Source organism: Mycobacterium sp. E1214, from assembly GCF_001666755.1.
Classification (GTDB): Bacteria; Actinomycetota; Actinomycetes; order Mycobacteriales; family Mycobacteriaceae; genus Mycobacterium.
In genome coordinates, this window is sequence record NZ_LZJC01000158.1 from 1 (window position 1) to 19004 (window position 19004).

Genomic DNA, 19004 nt, shown 5'->3' on the forward strand with positions numbered 1-19004 from the left:
GAGGCGGGCACATGTCGTAGTGGTCCCGAGGAGGTGCCGCGCGGCGCGGGTGGCGCCGCCCCGGCCGCCCGGCGGTTAGGGCCGGTGGCGGGAACGGGTGCCGCGGCGGCGCGAATCGAAAGCGGCCCCGGGCGCAGCGGTCAGGATTCCAGGTCGAGCGCGGCGCCGATCAGCGCCAGGTGGCTCAGCCCTTGGGGGAGGTTCCCCAGGAAAGAATCGTCGTCGGTGTCGATCATCTCGGGCAGCACGCCCCGGGGGCGGGGCCGCCCCGACGGCGCCCTGCACGACGTCCACCCGCAGGCGTTGTTCGCCCGCTGTTTGACGGCCCTGCAGGAGCGCAACGGCTTCGACCCCGCCGACGTCGACGACGTGATCGCGGGCAACGGCATCCTCAGCGGAGACCACGGCGACGACATCGCGCGCCTGTCGGTCCTGCTGGCGGGCTGGCCGCAGACCGTGCCCGGCATGACCCTCAACCGCTTCTGCGGCTCGGGTCAGCAGGCCGTCACCGTCGCGGCGTCGGCGATCGCGGCGGGCAACGAGGACCTGGTGATCGCCGGCGGCGTGGAGTCGATGTCGCGCTGGGACGTCACCGCCGGCGTCTCGACGATCGACGGCGGAAACCCCGACCTACGGGCGCGTTATCCGACCGTGCCGCAGGGCGTTTCGGCCGATCTCATCGCCACGCTGGAGGGTTTCGACCGCGCCGCCGTCGACGCCTACGCCGCGCAGAGCCAGAGCCGGGCGGCCGCCGCGATCGACCAGGGCCGGTTCGACCGCTCGCTGGTCGACGTCGCCACCCCGCGCGGCGCCTGCGGCCGTGACGAGCATCCGCGCCCCGGCACCTCCGCCGAGGCGTTGGCACGCCTCAAGCCCGCGTTCGCCGCAATGGGCGACACCCGCGCCGACGGGGAAGCGCACACCTTCGACGAGATCTGCCTGCTGCGTTACCCCAGGATCGATCGCGTCGACCACGTCCACCACGCCGGCAATTCCTCCGGCGTGGTCGACGGCGCCGCGGCCGTCCTGGTCGCCTCGCCCACGTGGACGCGCGCCCACGGGTTGAGCCCCCGCGCGCAGATCCGGGCGGCCGCGGCCGTCGGCAGCGAACCAATCATCATGCTCACCGCGCCCGGCCCCGCGGCGCAGCGCTGCCTGAACCGCGCCGGCATGACGGTGGCCGACGTCGACCTATGGGAGATCAACGAGGCCTTCGCCGCCGTCCCGCTCAAAACCATCCGCGACCTGGACATCGACCCGCAACGGGTCAACGTCAACGGCGGCGCGATCGCGCTGGGCCATCCCATCGGGGCCACCGGGGCGATGCTGATCGGCACCGTCCTCGATGAGCTCGAACGACGGGACCTGGCAACGGGTTTGGTGACCATGTGCACCGGTGGCGGAATGGGCACCGCGACCATCGTCGAGCGGGTGTGACGTGCCGGAGACCATCGAGCTGGCGCGGCCGCACGACGGCGTCACCGTGCTGCGCCTCAACCGCCCGCAGCGGCTCAACGCCATCGACGAGGCGATGCAGAGCGAATTACGCGGCGCGCTGGCCGAACTCGCCGACGACCCCGCCGCGCGCACCGTCGTGCTGACCGGTGCCGGCCGCGGTTTCTGCGCGGGCATCGACATGCGCGACTTCGGGCCGTCGATGCTGGAGGCCACCGCACCCGCACTGGATCGGATGCGCTTCCAGGAGCGGATGGCCGCGCTGGCCGAAGCCATTCGCGCGTTACCGCAACCGGTGATTGCCGCGGTCAACGGCCCCTGCGTCGGGGCCGGACTGGCGCTGTGCCTGGCCGCCGACATTCGAATCTGCTCCCGTGCGGCCACCTTCGGCAACGCCGCCATCCTGCTCGGGCTGTCCGGCGCCGAGATGGGCATGAGCTATCACCTGCCGCGCATCGTGGGCACCAGCGTAGCCGCCGACTGGATGCTCACCGGGCGCACGGTGTCGGCCCTCGAAGCGGATCGGCGCGGACTGGTCAGCGAGGTCGTCGAGCCGGACCGGCTCGACGATCGGGCGCTCGAGCTCGCCTCGCTGATCGCCGCTCACTCTCCCCTCGGCGCGCGAATGACCAAGCGCGCCTTGCAGGTCAACACCGACGCCGCGAACCTGACCGCCGCCCTGGAGCTGGAGAACCGCAACCAGGTGATCTCGCACGCCACCGACGAGGCGGCGGCCCGCCGCCAGAAGTGGTCGTCGTGACTGGCCGAACCGCTCCCGCCTGAAGAGAGGACGTCACATGTCGTGGGATTTCTCGACCGACCCCGAGTGGTCTGGCCAACTCAAATGGGTCGAAGACTTCGTGCGCGAGGAATGCGAGCCGATCGACCTGATCGTCAAGGAGTCGCATGACCTCAACGATCCGGTGCGCCAGGCGCTCATCCCGCCGCTACAGGAGGTCGTCAAGGAGCGTGGTCTCTGGGCCACTCATCTCGGGCCGCACTTGGGCGGCCCGGGCTACGGACAGGTGAAGCTGGCGCTGCTCAACGAGATACTGGGCCGCTCGGAATGCGCCCCCATCGTGTTCGGCTCCCAGGCCCCCGATTCGGGTAACAGCGAAATCCTCGCGCACTACGGCACACCAGAACTCAAGGCGCGCTACCTCGAGCCGCTGCTGGACAACCGGATCGTCTCCTGCTTCTCGATGACCGAGCCACAGGGCGGAGCGGATCCCAAAGTGTTTCGCACCACCGCGGTGCCCGACGGCGACCACTGGGTCATCAACGGTGAGAAGTGGTTCTCCTCGTTCGCCTCGATGGCGTCGTTCCTCATCGTCATGGCCATGACCGACCCGGATGCGCCGCCCTATCAACGCTATTCGATGTTCATGGTGCCGGGTGACACCCCAGGCATCAACGTGCTGCGCGACGTGGGGCTGGGCTACCAGCCGGTGGGCGGCGGACGGGAGGGTTACGTCCGCTACGACAACGTCCGGGTGCCCGCGGATCACATGCTGGGGCCGCGGGGCGGCGCGTTCGTCGTCGCGCAAACCCGCCTCGGCGGGGGGCGGATTCACCACGCCATGCGCACCGTCGGCCTGGTCCGGCGGATCTTCGACATGATCTGCGAACGCGCGGTGTCCCGGTATACGCAGGGCGAGGTGCTGGCCAACAAACAACTCGTGCAGGAAATGGTCGCCGACTCGTGGATGGAGATCGAGGCTTTTCGGCTGCTCACCCTCCAAACAGCTTGGAAGATCGATCAATTCAACGATTACAAGGCGGTGCGCGCGGACATCTCCGCGGTCAAGGCGATGATGCAGAAGGTGCTGCATGACGTGTCGTCACGCGCGCTGCAATTGCACGGCTCGCTGGGCACCACGCACGAGATGCCGTTCGTGCAGTACCTTGTCGAATCGTTCGTGCTCGGCCTCGCCGACGGGCCGACCGAAGTGCACAAGGTGACGCTGGCCCGGCTGCTGTTGAAGGACCGCGATCCCTCGCCCGATATGTTCCCCACCGAACATCTGTTGCGCCTGCGCGCGGCCGCCGAGGCGAAGTTCGCCGACCGGTTGGCGGGTATCCCACGCTAGTCACACCGATTTGGTCACGCCCACGTAGGACAGCACCACGTCGGAGAGGTCGGTCATGCGGGTCAGCACCGCGTAGGAGCGGATGAACGACTGCCCGACGCACCCGTCGATCTTGACGTGGAAGTTGCTGATCATGACCCAGGGATTGGCGCCCTTGAACTGCTTCTTGATCACCGGCACCACGATGACGAGGCCCGGTTTGAGGCCGATGCTCATGACACCGTTGATCGGGGTGGAGACGTAGGGCAGCAGCGGCGGCAGCGTGCCCGTGGTGTCGAAGGTGGGGCTGACGCCCGGGATGATGCCGGCGCCGCCCTCCATGATCACGCCGTTCGACGTGCTCATGTCGATCCCGCACCCGATCTGGTAGCCGACCTCGAGCACGCCGTGCGGCTCCTCGGAACCGCGCAGCGACCCGACGAAAATGCCGCTGGCCATGTACTCCCGCGACGCCACCGACGTGGTCAGCGGCGGCACCGGGATCTGCATCTCGTCCTTCGCGCCCAGACCCAGGGTCCAGCCGTCGGGGGTGTTCAGGATGACCGGCGGGTTCGACGGCACCGCGCCGCCCGCCGGTGGAGCCGGGGCCGCCGCGCCGGCCGGCTCGACCTCGGGCTCGGCGCCCGTGGCGGGCGCGGTCATCAGGGCGAGCGTGACGCAGGCGGCGGCCACCAGGACGCGACGAGCGACGACGGCGATCGGCCTCACGGACGACAACGTACGCAGCCTCCTCACCCGGTCTCGGAATTTGCTGGCCGCCCGTTCGAAGATGTTGTGCCTTCGTGACTCTTATGCGACGTGGGCGGCGCGGGTAGAATCGGCCTCCAGCTCAGCACGGCGACGAAGGGGGCCGCGATGGCATTTCGCAGGCGCGCCGGTGTGCTGCTCGCGGGTTCGCTGACGGCCGCGGCGTTGACGTGTGGTGCCGGCACGGCGCTGGCCTCGCCCGACCCCGGCCAGCCGCCCGACCTGCCCTCGATCGACGAATGGCAGATCCAGTTCCCGACGACGATGACGAACCCCCTCGAAGACGCGGTCGGCTCCTCGGGCGACTGGGGTGGCGTCGGGATGTATTGCGAGAACCTGCACGCGAATTGCGGCTGACCGCCGCGTCAGTCCAGCGACGCCCGCGCCCGCTTGAGCAAACCGGGCAGCGTCGCCGCCATGCCTTCCAACGCGGCGTTCGGCGCATTTCGCCGCCGATTGTGTTTGACGATCAGCGACCAGGTGGCCGCGGACTTGAAACAGGCCAGCGCCTCGAACCATCCCAGGTCGGAGACTTCGGCGCCCACCTCGGTGCGGTAGAGCGCGACGAGGTCGGCCAGAGCCGGGACGGCGGCCGCCGAGGCGGGAACGCGCCGGTAGGTTTGGGGGTCGCAGTTGATCAGGAACCAGCCGACGTCGATCCGCGGGTCGCCGACCGACCAAATCTCCCAATCGATGACGGCGTTCACCGCGGCGCCGCAGGCCAGCAGGTTGCCGAGCCGAAAGTCGCCGTGCACCACGCTGGCCCGCATGGGCGCCGGGGCGCACCGCGCGAGCGCGTCACGCACGTCCTGCCAACCGGGCACCAGCGCGGGGTCGACGGTCTGCAGCGTGTCGGACCACCGCCGCACCTCGGCGATCGGGTCGACGACCGCTTCGTCGCCCAGGCCCAACCGCTCGGGGGGCAGGCGGTGCAGCGCGGCCATGACCCGGCACGCGGCGCGATACCGCTCGTAGACGTCTGGCGTCGCCGGGAAGCCGTCGAACAGCGGTTCCACGCAGTCGCCGGCGACGCGCGACATCACGAACAGCGGCGGCACCCCGGGCGGATTCCCGGGGTCTTCGTGTAGCACCTCTGGGACCGGGACTCCGCTCCCGGCAAGGGCTTTCATAACGCCTGCCTGGCGCAGCACGTCGCGGTGGGCCACCGGCGCGACGCCGGGCGGCGCGACCTTGATCACCACCGGCCGGCCACGCAGGGCGCCGGCGAAGGTGAGGCTGGAGGCTCCCCCGAACAGCGTCGTGACGTCGCCGACACCGGCGCCGCCGAGCCGCCGCCGCAACGCGTCGAGGTCGAGCTCGGCCCTCACGGCGCGGGGACCGGCCAACCGACCTCGGCCAGGAAGGACTGGGTGTGGGCGATGCGCCCGGTCAGCGTCTTGGGGTCGCCGGTGCACAACCGCAACGCGGTCTCGGTGATCAGGGCGATGTCTTCGGTGTCGGTCTTCGCCAGATCCAGCGTGCCGGCACCGGGGGTCGCCACCGGGTTGGTCGGCGCAGCGGCGTTGACCGCGATGCCGTCGTCGTACAGTTCGGCCGCAAGGCTTTTCGTCAGCCGGTTTAACGCCGCCTTCGCCGTGCCGTAGACGCCGAAGCCCGCGACGCGGTCGAAGTCGCTGAACGGCGGTCCGGCGGGCAGCTCGCCGCCCACCGAGGTCAGGTTCAGGATCCAGCCCCGGCCGCGCTCCCGCATGGCGGGGATCGCCAGTTGACTCAGGTGCAGGGGACCTACGAGGTGCATCTCCAGCATCAGCCGGACCCGTCGTTCGGGAAAGCTGTCGAGGGGCCGCAGGAAGGTCACCGCGGCGTTGTTGACGAGGATGTCCGGGGCACCGACCGCGTCGACGACGGCCGCGAACAGCCGCTCGCGTTCCTCGGCAGCCGAGAGGTCCGCAGGCACCGCGATGGCCTTTCCGCCGCCGGCCACGATCTCGTCGCGGGTCTGGCTCAGCGATCCCTGATACTTCGGGTCCGGGTCCGCCGTGCGGGCGGTCAACGCGACGGTGGCGCCGCGCTCGGCCAGCCGCACGGCAATCGCCTTGCCCAGTCCTCGACTACTGCCGGTGACCAGGGCCACCTTGCCGTCGCAGCGTTCCGCGCCCATGGTCGACCTCCACACTCCACACGGGTGAAAATGGCTTCTCCATAGCAGAGAATGCCATTTTCACCGTCGCGGCGGAAGCGTCAGGCTGACGCCGGGCGGCGCCGGGCGAGCACGGCGTCGGCCGAGTACCGGCCGGCGCCCAGGAACACCAGCAGGAAGAACGCGAAGCAGAACAGGATCGCCAGCGCGCCGCCGTTGCCCGCGGGCGGATCGGAGACGGGCCACAGCGCCTTGGGCTGATGCATCCAGAAGTAGGCGACCGCCATCTCCCCCGAGGCCAGGAAGGCGGTCGCGCGGGTGAACAGCCCGGCGGCGATGAGTAAGCCCGCGACCAGTTCGATCAACCCGGCGTACCAGCCGGGCCAGGAGCCCGCCGCGACGGGAACCGGTGAAGGTACCGGCCAGCCGAACAGGCTTCTCGAGCCGTAGGCGGCGAACAGCAGCCCGTAGACCACGCGGAACAGACTCAGCACGGCCGGCGCATAGCCGGCGAGGCGGTCGTCGAGGCGACCGTGGGAAGCGTTTGTCACAGTGCCGAGGTTACGGTCGCGGCGCACGCCGGCGGCGCAGGCGTCGTCGGGTACACATACATATTCGGTGTGCACGCGAGGAGGCGTCGTGACGTATCTGCTCTTGTTGGGCGCGATCTTCGCCGAGGTCGGCGCGACCAGCCTGCTCAAAAGCACGGAGGGCTTCAGCCGGCCGTGGCCCACCGTCGGGTGTCTGGTCGGCTATGCCGCCTCGTTCGCGCTCCTCGCGGTGTGCATCTCGCGGGGCATGCAGACCGACGTCGCGTATGCGCTGTGGTCGGCGATCGGCACCGCCACGATCGTCGGGATCGCCGTGCTGTTTCTCGGCTCCCCGATCTCGGTGGCCAAGGTGGTCGGCGTCGCCCTGATCGTCGCGGGGGTTGTCACGTTGAACCTTTCCGGCGCGCACTGACCGCCGGGCCGCCGCGGCGAGGCGCCATCTCGACGTCCGCGCGTGTACTCGCGTTCACGTTTCGGACCGCAATTGCGCGCCTGATGTGCAAACATCGCTGCCAGACTGACGCCGAGCGCGGCGCCGGGCATCTGCGGGATGCGGTGCGCCATCACCTCTAGGGAGTAGGACTCACATGACCGACGTCGAACAGACCCCCACCGACGGCTTGTCGACCGCCGGCTCCCGGCCCGCCGATCTGACCGAGCACTCCCGCACCGGGATGGGCGCGCCCGCGCTGCAGCGCGCGATCGCCGACCACCTGCGGTACTCGATCGGGCGCCCGGCCGCGGCGCTGCGGCCCGAGCACTACTATCGGGCGCTGGCGCTTGCCGTGCGAGACCGCATGCAGGACCGCCGGGTGGCGTCGACGCAGACCTCCCTCGACCTCGGACGCAAGGTGACCTGCTACCTGTCGGCCGAGTTCTTGATGGGCCCCCAATTGGGCAACAACCTGCTGAACCTGGGCCTGGAGGGCGCGGCGAAGTCCGCGCTGGCCGCGATGGGCCAGCGGCTGGACGAGGTGCTGGCGTGCGAGGAGGAACCCGGCCTGGGCAACGGCGGCCTGGGCCGCCTGGCGGCCTGCTATCTGGACTCGCTGGCCACGCTTGAGCGTCCGGCCATCGGCTACGGGATCCGTTACGAATTCGGCATTTTCGACCAGGAGATCCATGACGGCTGGCAGGTCGAGCAGACCGACAACTGGCTGGACCGCGGAAACCCTTGGGAAATCGCCAAACCCGACGTCAACTACCTGGTCAAGTGGGGCGGTTACGTCGAGCGTTACACCGACGACGCCGGCCGTGAGCGCGCCCGCTGGGTGCCGGGCCTGATGCTCAAGGGCGTCGCCTACGACACCCCCATTCAGGGTTACGGCGTTAACACCTGCAACGTGCTGACGCTGTGGAGCGCGCGGGCCGTCAAGTCGTTCGCGTTGGAGGCCTTCAACACCGGTGATTACTACAAGGCCGTCGAAGACGAGGTGACGTCGGAGACCGTCACCAAGGTGCTCTACCCCAACGACGAGCCCGAAGCCGGCAAGCGGCTGCGCCTGCTGCAACAGCACTTCTTCGTGTCCTGCTCCTTGCAGCACGTCCTGCACATCATGGACGACTTGGCCGACGCGGGTGTCCGCGAGCTCCCTCAGCGATTCGCGTTGCAGCTCAACGACACTCATCCGTCGATCGGTGTCGCCGAACTGATGCGGCTGCTGGTCGACGAGCGCGGGCTGGAATGGGAAGAGGCCTGGGACATCACGGTCGCGACGTTCGCCTACACCAACCACACCCTGCTGCCGGAAGCGCTGGAGACGTGGCCGCTGCAGATGTTCGGCGATTCGTTGCCGCGGCACCTGGAGATCATTTACGAGATCAACCGGCGCTTCCTCAACGAGGTGCGCACGCGGTTCCTCGGCGACTCCGACCGCGTTCGCCGGATGTCGCTCATCGGTGAGGACGGCGCCAAGTTCGTTCGGATGGCACACCTGGCCACCGTCGGCAGCCACGCCATCAACGGCGTCGCGGCGTTGCACACGGAGTTGCTGAAAGACAGTGTGCTCAAAGACTTCTACGAGATGTGGCCCGAGCGGTTCAGCAACAAGACCAACGGCGTGACGCCGCGCCGGTTCCTCGCGCTGGCCAATCCCGGCCTGCGGGAGTTGTTGGACCGCACCATCGGCGACGGCTGGCTGACCGATCTGCGGCGGCTGCGCGGACTGGAGCCCTTCGTCGACGACTCCTCGTTCCGCCGGCAATGGCGCGACATCAAGCGCACCAACAAGGGCCGGCTCGCCACGTTCGTCCGCGCGGAGACCGGCGTCGAGCTCAACCCGGAATGGATCTTCGACATCCAGGTCAAGCGGATTCACGAATACAAGCGCCAACACCTCAACGTGCTGCACATCATCGCGTTGTACTACCGGCTCAAGCAGAACCCCGGGCTCGCGATCCCGCCGCGGGCCTTCATCTTCGGCGGCAAAGCGGCGCCCGGCTACTTCCTGGCCAAGCGGATCATCAAGCTGATCAACGCCGTCGGCGAAACCATCAACAGCGACCCCGAGGTGAACAAGTCACTCAAGGTCGCGTTCATCCCGAACTTCAACGTGCAGAACGCGCACCTGATCTACCCGGCGGCCAACGTGTCGGAGCAGATCTCGACCGCCGGCAAGGAGGCTTCCGGCACCGGGAACATGAAGTTCATGATCAACGGCGCGCTGACGGTCGGCACGCTCGACGGGGCCAATGTCGAGATCCGTGAGGAGGCCGGGGAAGAGAACTTCTTCCTGTTCGGCCTGACGGTGCAGGAGGTCGAGGCGCTCAAGGCCAGCGGCTACCGGCCGGCGGATTACATCGACAGCAACGACGAGTTGAGCGCGGTGCTCAACCTGATCGCCGACGGCACCTTCTCCCACGGTGACACCGAGGTGTTCAAGCCGCTGGTGGACAACCTGCGCTACGACGACCCCTTCCTGGTGTGCGCCGACTATGCCTCCTACGTCGAATGCCAGGCCCGGGTGAGCGCCGCGTGGCTGGACGGCGAGTCGTGGACCAAGATGTCGATCCTCAACACCGCGCGCAGCGGCAAGTTCTCCTCGGATCGCGCCATCGCCGAATACTGCGACGACATCTGGAACGTCTGGCCACTGACCGTCAAGATCTGACGGGTCCCGCGGCCGGAGGACTGACCGCGGTTACAGGGTCTCGCTGGCGATGAAGACGGACACGTAGCCGATCGGGATGCCGGTCCGGGTGGCGATGCACTCCCGCGCCGCCGACTCGACGGCGGCGCGGCGGGGGGCGTGGGCGACGCCGCCGACCTCGGGTACCCGGATCATCCAGCCGTCGGTGACGCGGGTGACCTCGATGTCAAAGCATTGACCGACAGTCGGGCGGTTGACGCGGTGGCCGGAACGCTGGACACGGCCGCTGCGCAACGGCTGAGCACGCCGAAGGGTGGGCTGAATGGGCATGTTCTTTCCCTGAGTCGACGACAAACCGCGCGCAACTGTAATGCCGGTCGAGGTTAAAAACCTAATCGGCCGAGGGGGGCCGGCTAAACGGAAGATGACGTTCCGGCGTTGGTGGTCGTGGTCGCGGGGCGGCAGTGGACGTTTCGGGCGTCCGCGGCAAGGATCGGGGCAGCGACTCGTGGCAGGAGAATGGTGATTCGACGTATGAGAAGGCTCGTGCTGGCCCCCGTGGTGTTGGTGTTGGCGATGCTGGCGGCGCCGTCCGCCTGGGCCGACGCGTACACCGATCAGCTGGTCGGCCGGTTCAACGACCAGAGGCACGTCGTGGCCGATGCCACGGCGAACCCCCCGCTGCAGGATGCGGACAAACTGAACCAGCAGATTCTGTCCAGCTCGTGGACGTGGACCTCGACCCCGCCGGTCTGGGTGGCGGCGGTGGCGCCCGATCAGACGGGGGTGACGACGGCGGACGCCGTGCACAACGCCTTCGTGAGCCGCAATCCCGGGTTCAGTGGGGTCATCCTGGTGATCGACGCCAAGGGCTATCACGTGCGGGCGTTCAACGTGCCCAGGGCGGTCGCGGATGCGGTCGATCCGCTGATGCGCCAGTCGGCTCGGGCGCATCGCGACGACCCCTACGGTGCGACCAGTGAATTCGTCGGCAAGCTGGCCGGAGTCAACGTGGCGTCCGGGACGCCCGTCAAGACCTCGCCGGCCGTCCACGAGAAGCACAACAACTGGGCCTGGCTCTCGGCGGCGTTGCTGGTCATCGGCATCGCGCTGGCGGCGGGAGGCCTGCTGTGGTTCGCCGTCAGCCGAAACCGTAAGCGCCGCAACAGCAACGAGGCTCGGGAGGAGCTCAAGCAGGAGCTGATCGTCGCCGCCTCGGAGGTGGGTGACCTCGACAACGCGGTCTTCGCCAACAGCGGCGTCGACGTCAGCGCCGAATCATTGAAGGCGAACGCCAGCCTGGCCGACGCCCGCGCGGCGTACGAGAAGCGCGACTATGGCGCCGCGCGGGCGCACCTGCGGGTGGTGGCCTCCACCGTGGCGAAGGCCAACCAGAAGATCAACCCGGGGGCCAAGCCCAACGTCGAGGCCGTGGCCGCGGTGCCCGAGCGCGACCGTCGGCAGGCGGAGGTGAACACGCGAAACCCGGACACCGGCGAGCGGGTGACGATCAACAACAACAACTACAGCACCAGCCCGCAGCCCGGATACCCGCACTACTACGGCGGCGGCTACTACAACGGTGTGTTCTTCTACCCCGGTTACTACCCGTATGCGTTCTGGGGCCCCGGCTGGGGCTGGGCTCTGACCGACGTGTTGCTGATGGACGCGCTGCTCGACGACCACTGGGGCGGCAGCTACGACCGGGGCTTCGAAGCCGGCCGGGACTCGGCACTGGCCGATGCCAACTATGACGGCCAAGGCACGGGCTACGACAGCCAGCAGGCCGACGCCGGGTTCTCGGGCTACCAGGACTCGGGTGGCGGTGACGTCGACTTCGACGGCAACGACTTCGGTGGCGGCTACGACTCGGGCGGCGGTTATGACTCGGGCGGCGGGATAGACTTCGGCGGCTCCGACTTCGGTGGGTTCGGGGGCGGCTCGGATTTCGGGGGCGGCTCCGACTTCGGTGGCGGTTCGGATTCCGGCGGCGGCAACTTCGGCTTCTGAACGGGACGCCGGATCGGCAGGTTAGGTTGAGCGAGTGAGCACAGACAGGATCAACCGCGGCATCCTGATTGCGATGGCGGTCATCGGCCTCATCGTTTACGTGCTGCTGTACGGCCACGCCTCGACCGCTTTCCGGGTCCTCGTGCCGTTCGGCCTCCTCGCACTGGTCGGGCTCGTCGTGCGCGACGTGCTGCGGGACCGCAGGCGCTGAGCTCACCGGGAAGCTTTTCGGCGGCGCCGGCGTTGGTTCGCGGTGGAGGTGGCGCGATGGGTTACCACGAAGGTGAGCTGGCCACCCAGCGGCGCGCCGGCGTGTTGGCCGACGCCAGGCGGCTCGAGCGGATGGTGGACCCCGCAGGATTGTCCAGCGGCGCCGCGAAATTCCTTGCCGCACAGGGTTTTCTCGCGATCACCGGGCGGGACGGCAACGGTGTGCTCTGGGTGTCGCCGCTGAGCGGGCCGGCGGGCTTCCTGCGCGGCTGCGGCCGCACGCTGCAGATCTCGGCCGCACCGCGTGCCGGTGATGCGTTGCATGACATGCCAACCGGGCAGCAAGTCGGCATGGTGGCCATCGACTTCGCCGCCCGGCGGCGATTGCGGGTCAACGGCACGCTCGTCGAGCGCGACGGTCGGGGCCTCGCCGTGCGCGTCGACCAGGCCTACGGGAATTGCCCGCAGTACATCCACCCACGGGTTGTCAACGTTCCTGCGATCGCGGCCGCGGGGTCCATCGGCACCCGGCATGCGACCGCGTTGACGCCCGCCGATCGGGCGATGATCCAGGCCGCCGACACCTTCTTCCTCGGTACCACGCATCCCACCCGCGGCAGCGACGCGTCGCACCGGGGCGGCCCCGCAGGATTCGTCCGCGTCGACTCACCCGATGGGTTGTGGTGGCCGGACTATCCGGGCAACAACATGTTCAACAGCTTCGGCAACCTGGCGGTCGACAACGAGGCGGCCCTGTTGTTCGTCGACTTCGCCTCGGGAGCCGCCCTGCAGCTGTCCGGCACCGCCGAAGTCCAATGGACCGACCCCGGTGACGACGCCGACGACGGCGGCGTCGGACGCCGGGTCGCCTTCTCGGTGCGCGCCGTCACCGCGTCGGGCGGCCCACCCGGCCGGGCGGTCGCCTAACTCAAGACCCGCCTTCGAATCCGCAGGTGTCGCGAGCAGCGGGATCCGCGGGGCCAGCCCCGGCGCCTTGTTGGGGCCGGCGGCGACGGGCCGCTCGGTAGCAACCAAGCGCGCCGACGGCGCCGAAACCACGTTGTGGCAACGCCTTTGGCTCCCCGAGCGTCACCGTGCCTCGACTGGGTGGCGGCGCCGCGGGGCCCGGAGGGCAGCGCCGGCGGCCATGGGTGCGGTAGCGTCCGGGAAGTCTTTCGAGTAAAAGGATTCCCGATGATCGATTCGATCTTCTTCGGCTACCTGGCGGTCCTCGCCATAGGGTTGTCGGTACTGTCGGCCACCGTTGCCTTCGTCGGCGTGCGACGGATACGCAATCGGCCGTCCAGTCCGCTGGCCGAACAGATCGGCAGCCACAAGGCGGTCCTGGACAAGGTCCGCAAGGGCGAGCCGATGTCCGCCGAAGAGCTCGACTTCGCGCGGCGGATCGTCGCCGACCGGACCTCCCCGCTGTCGATCGCCATCCCCGGCGCTTTATTCATGCTGGGATGCTTTTACGTGCTGGGCAGCCTCGAGCACCTGCACGGCGCCACGCCGTCGGAACGCACCTTCCTGGGCGTGATACCCATGCTGACCTCGACAAATTTGGGCCTGCGGATGCTCAGTCATGTCAGACTGAAACGCCGTTTACAAAAGCTGGCCTGAGGCAAACATAAGCCATATGATGCAACGATGCTTGACGCGCATCGCTCATCGGGGATGGCGCCCCAGTTCGCATTCCGCTCGCATCCTGGTAATCTTTGCTGGTCTATATCTCAGGCTGATTGATATAGCGGCTCCGTGCGCGTCGTGCGGAGTCACCGCAGTGGGAGCGGATTCGAGAAGGTGATCGAGTGAGCCCTCGGCTGAGCGGCAGGACCGTCCTGGAGCGGGCGTGGATGCCTTTGGTCGCGGTTGTTGCCGTGGGCGTGGGCCTGCTGTGCATGTACAAGGTGCATCAGTTCTCCGAGCCGGAGCCGGTCATCACCGTCAACGGCCCGCAGGCGCCGGAGGAGTTCAACGTCAAACGGATCACCTACGAGGTGTTCGGCTCGGCCGGGCAGGGCGGCAAGCTGGTCTACGTCGACGTCGACGGCCACCCGCATCAGGTTGACGTCACGACGCTGCCCTGGAGCCACACCGAAACCACCACGCTCACCGTGGCGTCGGGCAGCATCTCGGTGCACGTGCACGGCGGCCAGGTGGGTTGCCGGATGTTGGTGGACGGCGTCGTCCGGGATGAGCAGTCGGGGCAGCACCAAGACGCCGACGTCGAGTGCAGGGTGAAATCGGCGTGAGCGAGCACCGCTTCGAGGAGCCGCGCGTCAAGCGGCCCTTCATCCCGAGGATGGTCCGCACCTTCGCGATCCCGATCATCTTCTTCTGGGGCTTCCTCGCCGTCACCACCAATGCCTTTATGCCGCAAGTGGAACGGGTCGCCGAAGAGCTCGCCGGCCCGATGGTCCCGCACTACGCGCCCTCGCAGCGGGCGCTGCTGCACATCGGCGAGAAGTTCCACGAATCCAATTCGACCAACCTGACCATGGTGGTGTTCGAGGCGAACCGGCCGCTGGCCGACCAGGACCACCGCTACTACGACGATCTGATGCGCCGGCTCGAGCGCGACACCAAACACGTGCAGTACGTGATGGATTTGTGGGGCAAGCCGTTCACCGCCGCGGGCGCGCAGAGCGTCGACGGCAAGTGCACCTACGTGCTCCTGCGGCTCGCCGGTGACATCGGCCAAATCGAGGCGAACGAGTCCGTGGACGCCGTCCGCGACATCATCAAGAAAGACACCCCGCCCCCGGGGCTGAAGGTCTACGTCAGCGGCGCGGCACCGCTGGCCTCGGACACCTTGACCATCGCCAACGCCAGCCTGAACAACGTCACGATCGTCACGATCATCTTGATCGTCGTGATGCTGCTGCTGGTGTACCGCGCGCCCTCCACGTTGCTGGTGCCCTTGCTCGGTGTGCTCATCGAGATGCTCGTGGCCAAGGGCATCGTCTCGACCCTCGGGCACTACGGGTACATCGAGCTGTCGTCCTTCGCCGTCAACATCGTGATCGCGTTGACCCTGGGCGCCGGAACGGATTACGGCATCTTCTTGATGGGCCGATATCACGAGGCGCGCCAGGCCGGTGAGAGCCGAGAAGACAGTTTCTACATCGCCTACAAGGGCGTGGCGCCCATCATCATCGGCTCCGGCCTGACGATCGCCGGCGCGTGTTACTGCCTGACCTTCGCGCGCCTCAACTACTTCCACACCATGGGGCCCGCCGTGGCGATCACCATGCTGTTCACCATCGCGGCGGCGATGACGTTGGGCCCGGCGGTCCTCACCATCGGCAGCCTCTTCGGCATGTTCGACCCGAGGACCAATGCCAGAGGGCACCTGTATCGGCGTATCGGCGCCAGCGTGGTGCGCTGGCCGGTGCCGATCCTGGTGGCCAGTTCGGCCGTCGTCATGATCGGGGCGATCTTCGTGCCCACCTACCGGCAGAACTATGACGACCGGCAGTACCAGCCGCACGACGCGCCCGCCAACCTCGGCTTCCAAGCGGCCGATCGACATTTCCCCAAGAGCAAGCTGTTCTCCGAGATGCTGATGGTCGAAACCGATCACGACATGCGCAACTCCGCCGACTTCATCTCACTCGACCGGGTGGCCAGAGCCCTGATCCGGCTGCGCGGCGTGGCCATGGTGCAGGGCATGACGCGTCCACTGGGACGGGCGCTCGAACACGCCAGCATCCCGTACCTGTTCACCACGCAGGGCAGCGGCAACGGCCAACAACTGCCGTTCAACAAGGAGCAGAACTCCAACACCGACGCGCAAGCCGACATCCAGGCACACTCAGTCGCCGTGCTGCGCAAGGAGATCGGGTTCTTCCAAAAGGTCTCCGACGAACTGCACCAGACGGTGCTGACGGTGCAAGACCTGCAACGGGTCAGCGACGACATCCGGGACGAAGTCTCCAACGTCGACGATTTCTTCCGGCCCATCAAGAGCTACTTCTATTGGGAGAAGCACTGTTTCGACATCCCGATCTGCTGGACGTTTCGGTCGTTGTTCGACACGATCGACGACATCGACAAGCTGGCCGACGACATCGCGGACGCCAGGGTGTCGCTCGAAGAAGTCGATAAGGCCTTCCCGCAGATCATCGCGCAACTGAAAGCCACCGCCGACGACACCGAGGCGCTGCAGTCGAAACTGGTCAACAGCTACGGATCCGCCGACTTGCAGTCCATCCAGACCGAGCAGACCTACGACGACTCGATCAACGTCGGCAACGACTTCGACAAGTCCCGCAGCGACGACTTCTTCTACATTCCGCACGAGGGCTTCGACAACGACGACGTCAAGACGGGCATCAAGCTGATGATGTCGCCGGACGGCAAGGCCGCGCGGTTCATCGTCACCCACGAGGGCGACGCCATGGGGCCGGAAGGGGTCGAGCACGTCGAACAGTTCCCCGATGCGATCAAGACGATCCTGAAGGAGACCTCGCTGGCGGGCGCCCGCATCTACATCGGCGGCTCGGGTTCCAACGACAAGGACATCAAGCAGTACGCGATGTCGGACCTGATGATCGCCGCCATCGCCGCGTTCGTGCTGATCTTCTTGATCATGATGTTCATCACCCGAAGTCTGGTGGCGGCCTTAGTGATTCCCGGCACCGTGGCGTTCTCCTATGCTGGGGCGTTCGGGTTGTCCATCCTGTTCTGGCAGCACCTGGTCGGCCTGCACCTGCACTGGCTCGTTCTGCCGCTGACGTTCATCATCCTGGTAGCGGTCGGGTCCGACTACAACCTGCTACTCATCAACAGGGTCAAGGAGGAGCTGCACGGCGGCATCCACACCGGCCTCATCCGGGCGCTGGGCAGCACCGGCGGTGTGGTGACCTCGGCGGGCCTGGTATTCGCGTTCACCATGTTGGCGATGCTCACCAGCGATCTGCGGACCATCGGCCAGGTGGGGTCGACCGTGTGCATCGGCCTGCTGCTCGACACCCTGATCGTCCGCTCGTTCGTGGTGCCGTCCATCCTGCGAATCCTGGGGCCGTGGTTCTGGTGGCCGACACTGGTGCGCAACCGGCCACTGCCCCAGCGCTAGGCGTCAGGGTACTCGGGCGTCCAGCGCACCTCGGTGATGCGTTGCGCCAGTTCGTCTTCGCTGCGTTGCGGGGCCACCCCGTCCGCGACGGCCTGGACGGCCACCGCGTGGGCGATGCGGGTGGCGACATCGGGCACGTCGGCCCAATCCGGCAGCAGCGACAGGTCCGGATCGGTCAGAGCCGGTGAGGCGTCGCCCAGCGTCGCGGCGGCGACCCGCATCATCTCGTCGGTCACCCTCGTCGCCTGCGCGGCGGTCACCGCCAGCCCCATCGCCGGGAAGATGTAGACGTTGTTGCACTGGGCGATGGTCCGCGTGACGCCGCCGCGCTGCAGCGGCGCGAAGGGCGAACCGGTGGCGATCAGCGCGCGCCCGTCCGTCCAGGCGTCCAACTCCGCGGGGTGTGCCTCGGCGCGGCTGGTCGGGTTGGACAGCGGAAAGATGATGGGACGCTGGGTCTTTGCGGCCATCTCCCGCACGATGCTCTCGGTGAATGCGCCCGCGGCCGTGGACAGGCCCAGCAGCACGCCGACGTCGACGTGGTGCACGACGTCGGCGAGTTGCGCCGGCCCCGACAAGTCCCAGTCGCCGACCCGCGCGGCCGGCTGCGCGAAGGCGCGCTGGCCCGGCGACAGGTCGGTGCGGTCGTCGGTCAACAGGCCCACCACGTCGACAACCCAGATCCGTTGCCGCGCAGCCTCGTCGGAGAGCCCCTCGGTCACCATCTCGCGGCGGATCATGTCCAGCACACCGATGCCCGCCGAACCCGCGCCGAGCATCACGATCTGCTGTTGCGCCAGGGGCCGGTCGGCCACCTGAGCGGCCCCGTGCAGCGCACCGAGGGTGACAGCGGCCGTGCCCTGGATGTCGTCGTTGAAGGTGAGCAACTGGTCGCGGTAGCGCTCGAGGATCGGTTGCGCGTGCACGGTGGCGAAGTCCTCCCACTGCAGCAGGACATCGGGCAGTTGCTGGCGCACGGCGCTGACGAATTTGTCGATGAACGCGTCATACTCGTCGTCGTCGATTCGTCGGTGGCGCCAACCCAGATACAACGGGTCGTCGAGCAGTTCGGCGTTGTCGGTGCCGACGTCGAGGACGATCGGCAGCGTTCGGGCCGGATCGATCCCGCCGATCAGGGTGTAGAGCGACAGCTTGCCGATCGGGATGCCCATCCCGCCGATCCCCTGATCGCCCAACCCGAGAATCCGCTGCCCGTCGGTCACGACGATCACGTCGACGTCGCGTTGCGGCCGGTTACTGAGCACCTCGTCGAGGTGATCACGGTCCGGGTAGGAGACGAACAACCCCCGCGGACGGCGGTAGATCTCGCCAAAGCGCTGGCAGGCCTCCCCCACGGTCGGGGTGTAGACGATCGGCAACGTTTCGGGGATGTGATCGTGCAGCACCCGATAGAACAGGGTCTCGTTGCGATCCTGCAGCGCGCGCAGGTAGATGTGTCGGTCCAGATCGTCGCGCCGGGTGGAGAACTCATGCCAGCAGTGGGCGGCTTGCGAGTCGATGGTCTTGACCACCGTGGGCAGCAGGCCCAACAGCCCATACTCGCGCCGCTCACTTTCGGTGAAGGCGGTGCCCTTGGTCGTCAGCGCGTCGAACAGTCTGGCTTGTCCCCGTTTCGGGTCAGACACTGTCCCGGGCCCCTCTCGTTCGATT

General features: G+C 67.7%; 18 protein-coding genes. 12 read left to right on the forward strand and 6 right to left on the reverse strand.

What is annotated here, in order from left to right; genetic code table 11:
* Window positions 1-231: 231 nt before the first annotated feature.
* Genes A5700_RS21770 through A5700_RS21780 form a run of 3 tightly spaced genes read left to right on the forward strand, consistent with a single transcriptional unit; the run spans window position 232 to window position 3545 of the window.
* Window positions 232-1437 carry an acetyl-CoA C-acetyltransferase gene (locus A5700_RS21770; protein ID WP_197502791.1) on the forward strand — a complete coding sequence of 402 codons (1206 nt, stop codon included), beginning with the start codon at window positions 232-234 and terminating at the stop codon, window positions 1435-1437.
* A 1-nt stretch (window position 1438) separates the two neighbouring features.
* Window positions 1439-2215 carry an enoyl-CoA hydratase/isomerase family protein gene (locus A5700_RS21775; protein ID WP_068068241.1) on the forward strand — a complete coding sequence of 259 codons (777 nt, stop codon included), beginning with the start codon at window positions 1439-1441 and terminating at the stop codon, window positions 2213-2215.
* Window positions 2216-2252: 37 nt separating this feature from the next.
* Window positions 2253-3545: an acyl-CoA dehydrogenase family protein gene (locus A5700_RS21780; protein ID WP_068068247.1), complete on the forward strand. Its 1293-nt coding sequence runs from the start codon at window positions 2253-2255 to the stop codon at window positions 3543-3545.
* Here A5700_RS21780 and A5700_RS21785 read toward each other — a convergent pair whose 3' ends face one another.
* Window positions 3546-4187, reverse strand: a complete 642-nt coding sequence (locus A5700_RS21785) for an MspA family porin (protein ID WP_068068401.1) — start codon at window positions 4185-4187, stop codon at window positions 3546-3548.
* A gap of 213 nt (window positions 4188-4400) precedes the next feature.
* Here A5700_RS21785 and A5700_RS21790 point away from each other — a divergent pair, with 213 nt between their 5' ends.
* The gene (locus A5700_RS21790) at window positions 4401-4649 is read left to right on the forward strand and encodes a hypothetical protein (RefSeq protein ID WP_068068249.1); all 249 of its coding nucleotides are present in this window, start codon (window positions 4401-4403) and stop codon (window positions 4647-4649) included.
* A gap of 8 nt (window positions 4650-4657) precedes the next feature.
* Here the strand turns inward: A5700_RS21790 and A5700_RS21795 are convergent, their stop codons facing one another.
* The 3 genes from A5700_RS21795 to A5700_RS21805 form a co-directional block, all read right to left on the reverse strand.
* The gene (locus tag A5700_RS21795) at window positions 4658-5620 is read right to left on the reverse strand and encodes a phosphotransferase family protein (protein WP_068068404.1); all 963 of its coding nucleotides are present in this window, start codon (window positions 5618-5620) and stop codon (window positions 4658-4660) included.
* Window positions 5617-6414 carry an SDR family NAD(P)-dependent oxidoreductase gene (locus A5700_RS21800; RefSeq protein ID WP_068068252.1) on the reverse strand — a complete coding sequence of 266 codons (798 nt, stop codon included), beginning with the start codon at window positions 6412-6414 and terminating at the stop codon, window positions 5617-5619. Before A5700_RS21800 ends, A5700_RS21795 begins: the two co-directional genes overlap by 4 nt.
* Before the next feature lie 80 nt (window positions 6415-6494).
* Window positions 6495-6944 (reverse strand): DoxX family protein, encoded by a 450-nt coding sequence (locus A5700_RS21805; protein WP_068068407.1) that lies wholly within the window; start codon window positions 6942-6944, stop codon window positions 6495-6497.
* 88 nt (window positions 6945-7032) lie between these two features.
* On the opposite strand from A5700_RS21805, the gene A5700_RS21810 reads away from it, so the two are divergent.
* Together A5700_RS21810 and A5700_RS21815 are read left to right on the forward strand one after the other, a co-directional pair.
* A complete protein-coding gene (locus A5700_RS21810) occupies window positions 7033-7356 on the forward strand; it encodes a multidrug efflux SMR transporter (RefSeq protein WP_068068254.1) in 324 nt (107 codons plus the stop codon).
* A gap of 262 nt (window positions 7357-7618) precedes the next feature.
* Window positions 7619-10054, forward strand: coding sequence for a glycogen/starch/alpha-glucan phosphorylase (locus tag A5700_RS21815; protein WP_068068409.1), 2436 nt, complete (start codon window positions 7619-7621; stop codon window positions 10052-10054).
* Window positions 10055-10084: 30 nt separating this feature from the next.
* Here the strand turns inward: A5700_RS21815 and A5700_RS27475 are convergent, their stop codons facing one another.
* Window positions 10085-10228, reverse strand: a complete 144-nt coding sequence (locus A5700_RS27475) for a long chain fatty acid-CoA synthetase Faa4p (RefSeq protein WP_156671369.1) — start codon at window positions 10226-10228, stop codon at window positions 10085-10087.
* A gap of 339 nt (window positions 10229-10567) precedes the next feature.
* Here A5700_RS27475 and A5700_RS21825 point away from each other — a divergent pair, with 339 nt between their 5' ends.
* From A5700_RS21825 to A5700_RS21845, 6 genes are all read left to right on the forward strand, one after another.
* Window positions 10568-12043, forward strand: coding sequence for a hypothetical protein (locus A5700_RS21825; RefSeq protein ID WP_156671353.1), 1476 nt, complete (start codon window positions 10568-10570; stop codon window positions 12041-12043).
* Window positions 12044-12077: 34 nt separating this feature from the next.
* Window positions 12078-12254, forward strand: a complete 177-nt coding sequence (locus tag A5700_RS26675; protein ID WP_197502786.1) for a hypothetical protein — start codon at window positions 12078-12080, stop codon at window positions 12252-12254.
* A gap of 56 nt (window positions 12255-12310) precedes the next feature.
* The gene (locus A5700_RS21830) at window positions 12311-13180 is read left to right on the forward strand and encodes a pyridoxamine 5'-phosphate oxidase family protein (protein WP_068205013.1); all 870 of its coding nucleotides are present in this window, start codon (window positions 12311-12313) and stop codon (window positions 13178-13180) included.
* A gap of 270 nt (window positions 13181-13450) precedes the next feature.
* Window positions 13451-13876: a hypothetical protein gene (locus A5700_RS21835; protein WP_156671370.1), complete on the forward strand. Its 426-nt coding sequence runs from the start codon at window positions 13451-13453 to the stop codon at window positions 13874-13876.
* A 233-nt stretch (window positions 13877-14109) separates the two neighbouring features.
* Window positions 14110-14508 carry an MmpS family transport accessory protein gene (locus A5700_RS21840; protein WP_068068267.1) on the forward strand — a complete coding sequence of 133 codons (399 nt, stop codon included), beginning with the start codon at window positions 14110-14112 and terminating at the stop codon, window positions 14506-14508.
* A 50-nt stretch (window positions 14509-14558) separates the two neighbouring features.
* Window positions 14559-17333: an RND family transporter gene (locus A5700_RS21845; RefSeq protein WP_156671371.1), complete on the forward strand. Its 2775-nt coding sequence runs from the start codon at window positions 14559-14561 to the stop codon at window positions 17331-17333.
* Here A5700_RS21845 and A5700_RS21850 read toward each other — a convergent pair.
* Window positions 17330-18979, reverse strand: coding sequence for an NAD-dependent malic enzyme (locus A5700_RS21850; RefSeq protein ID WP_068068272.1), 1650 nt, complete (start codon window positions 18977-18979; stop codon window positions 17330-17332). The two genes, A5700_RS21845 and A5700_RS21850, sit on opposite strands and share 4 nt — an antisense overlap.
* Window positions 18980-19004: the final 25 nt, after the last annotated feature.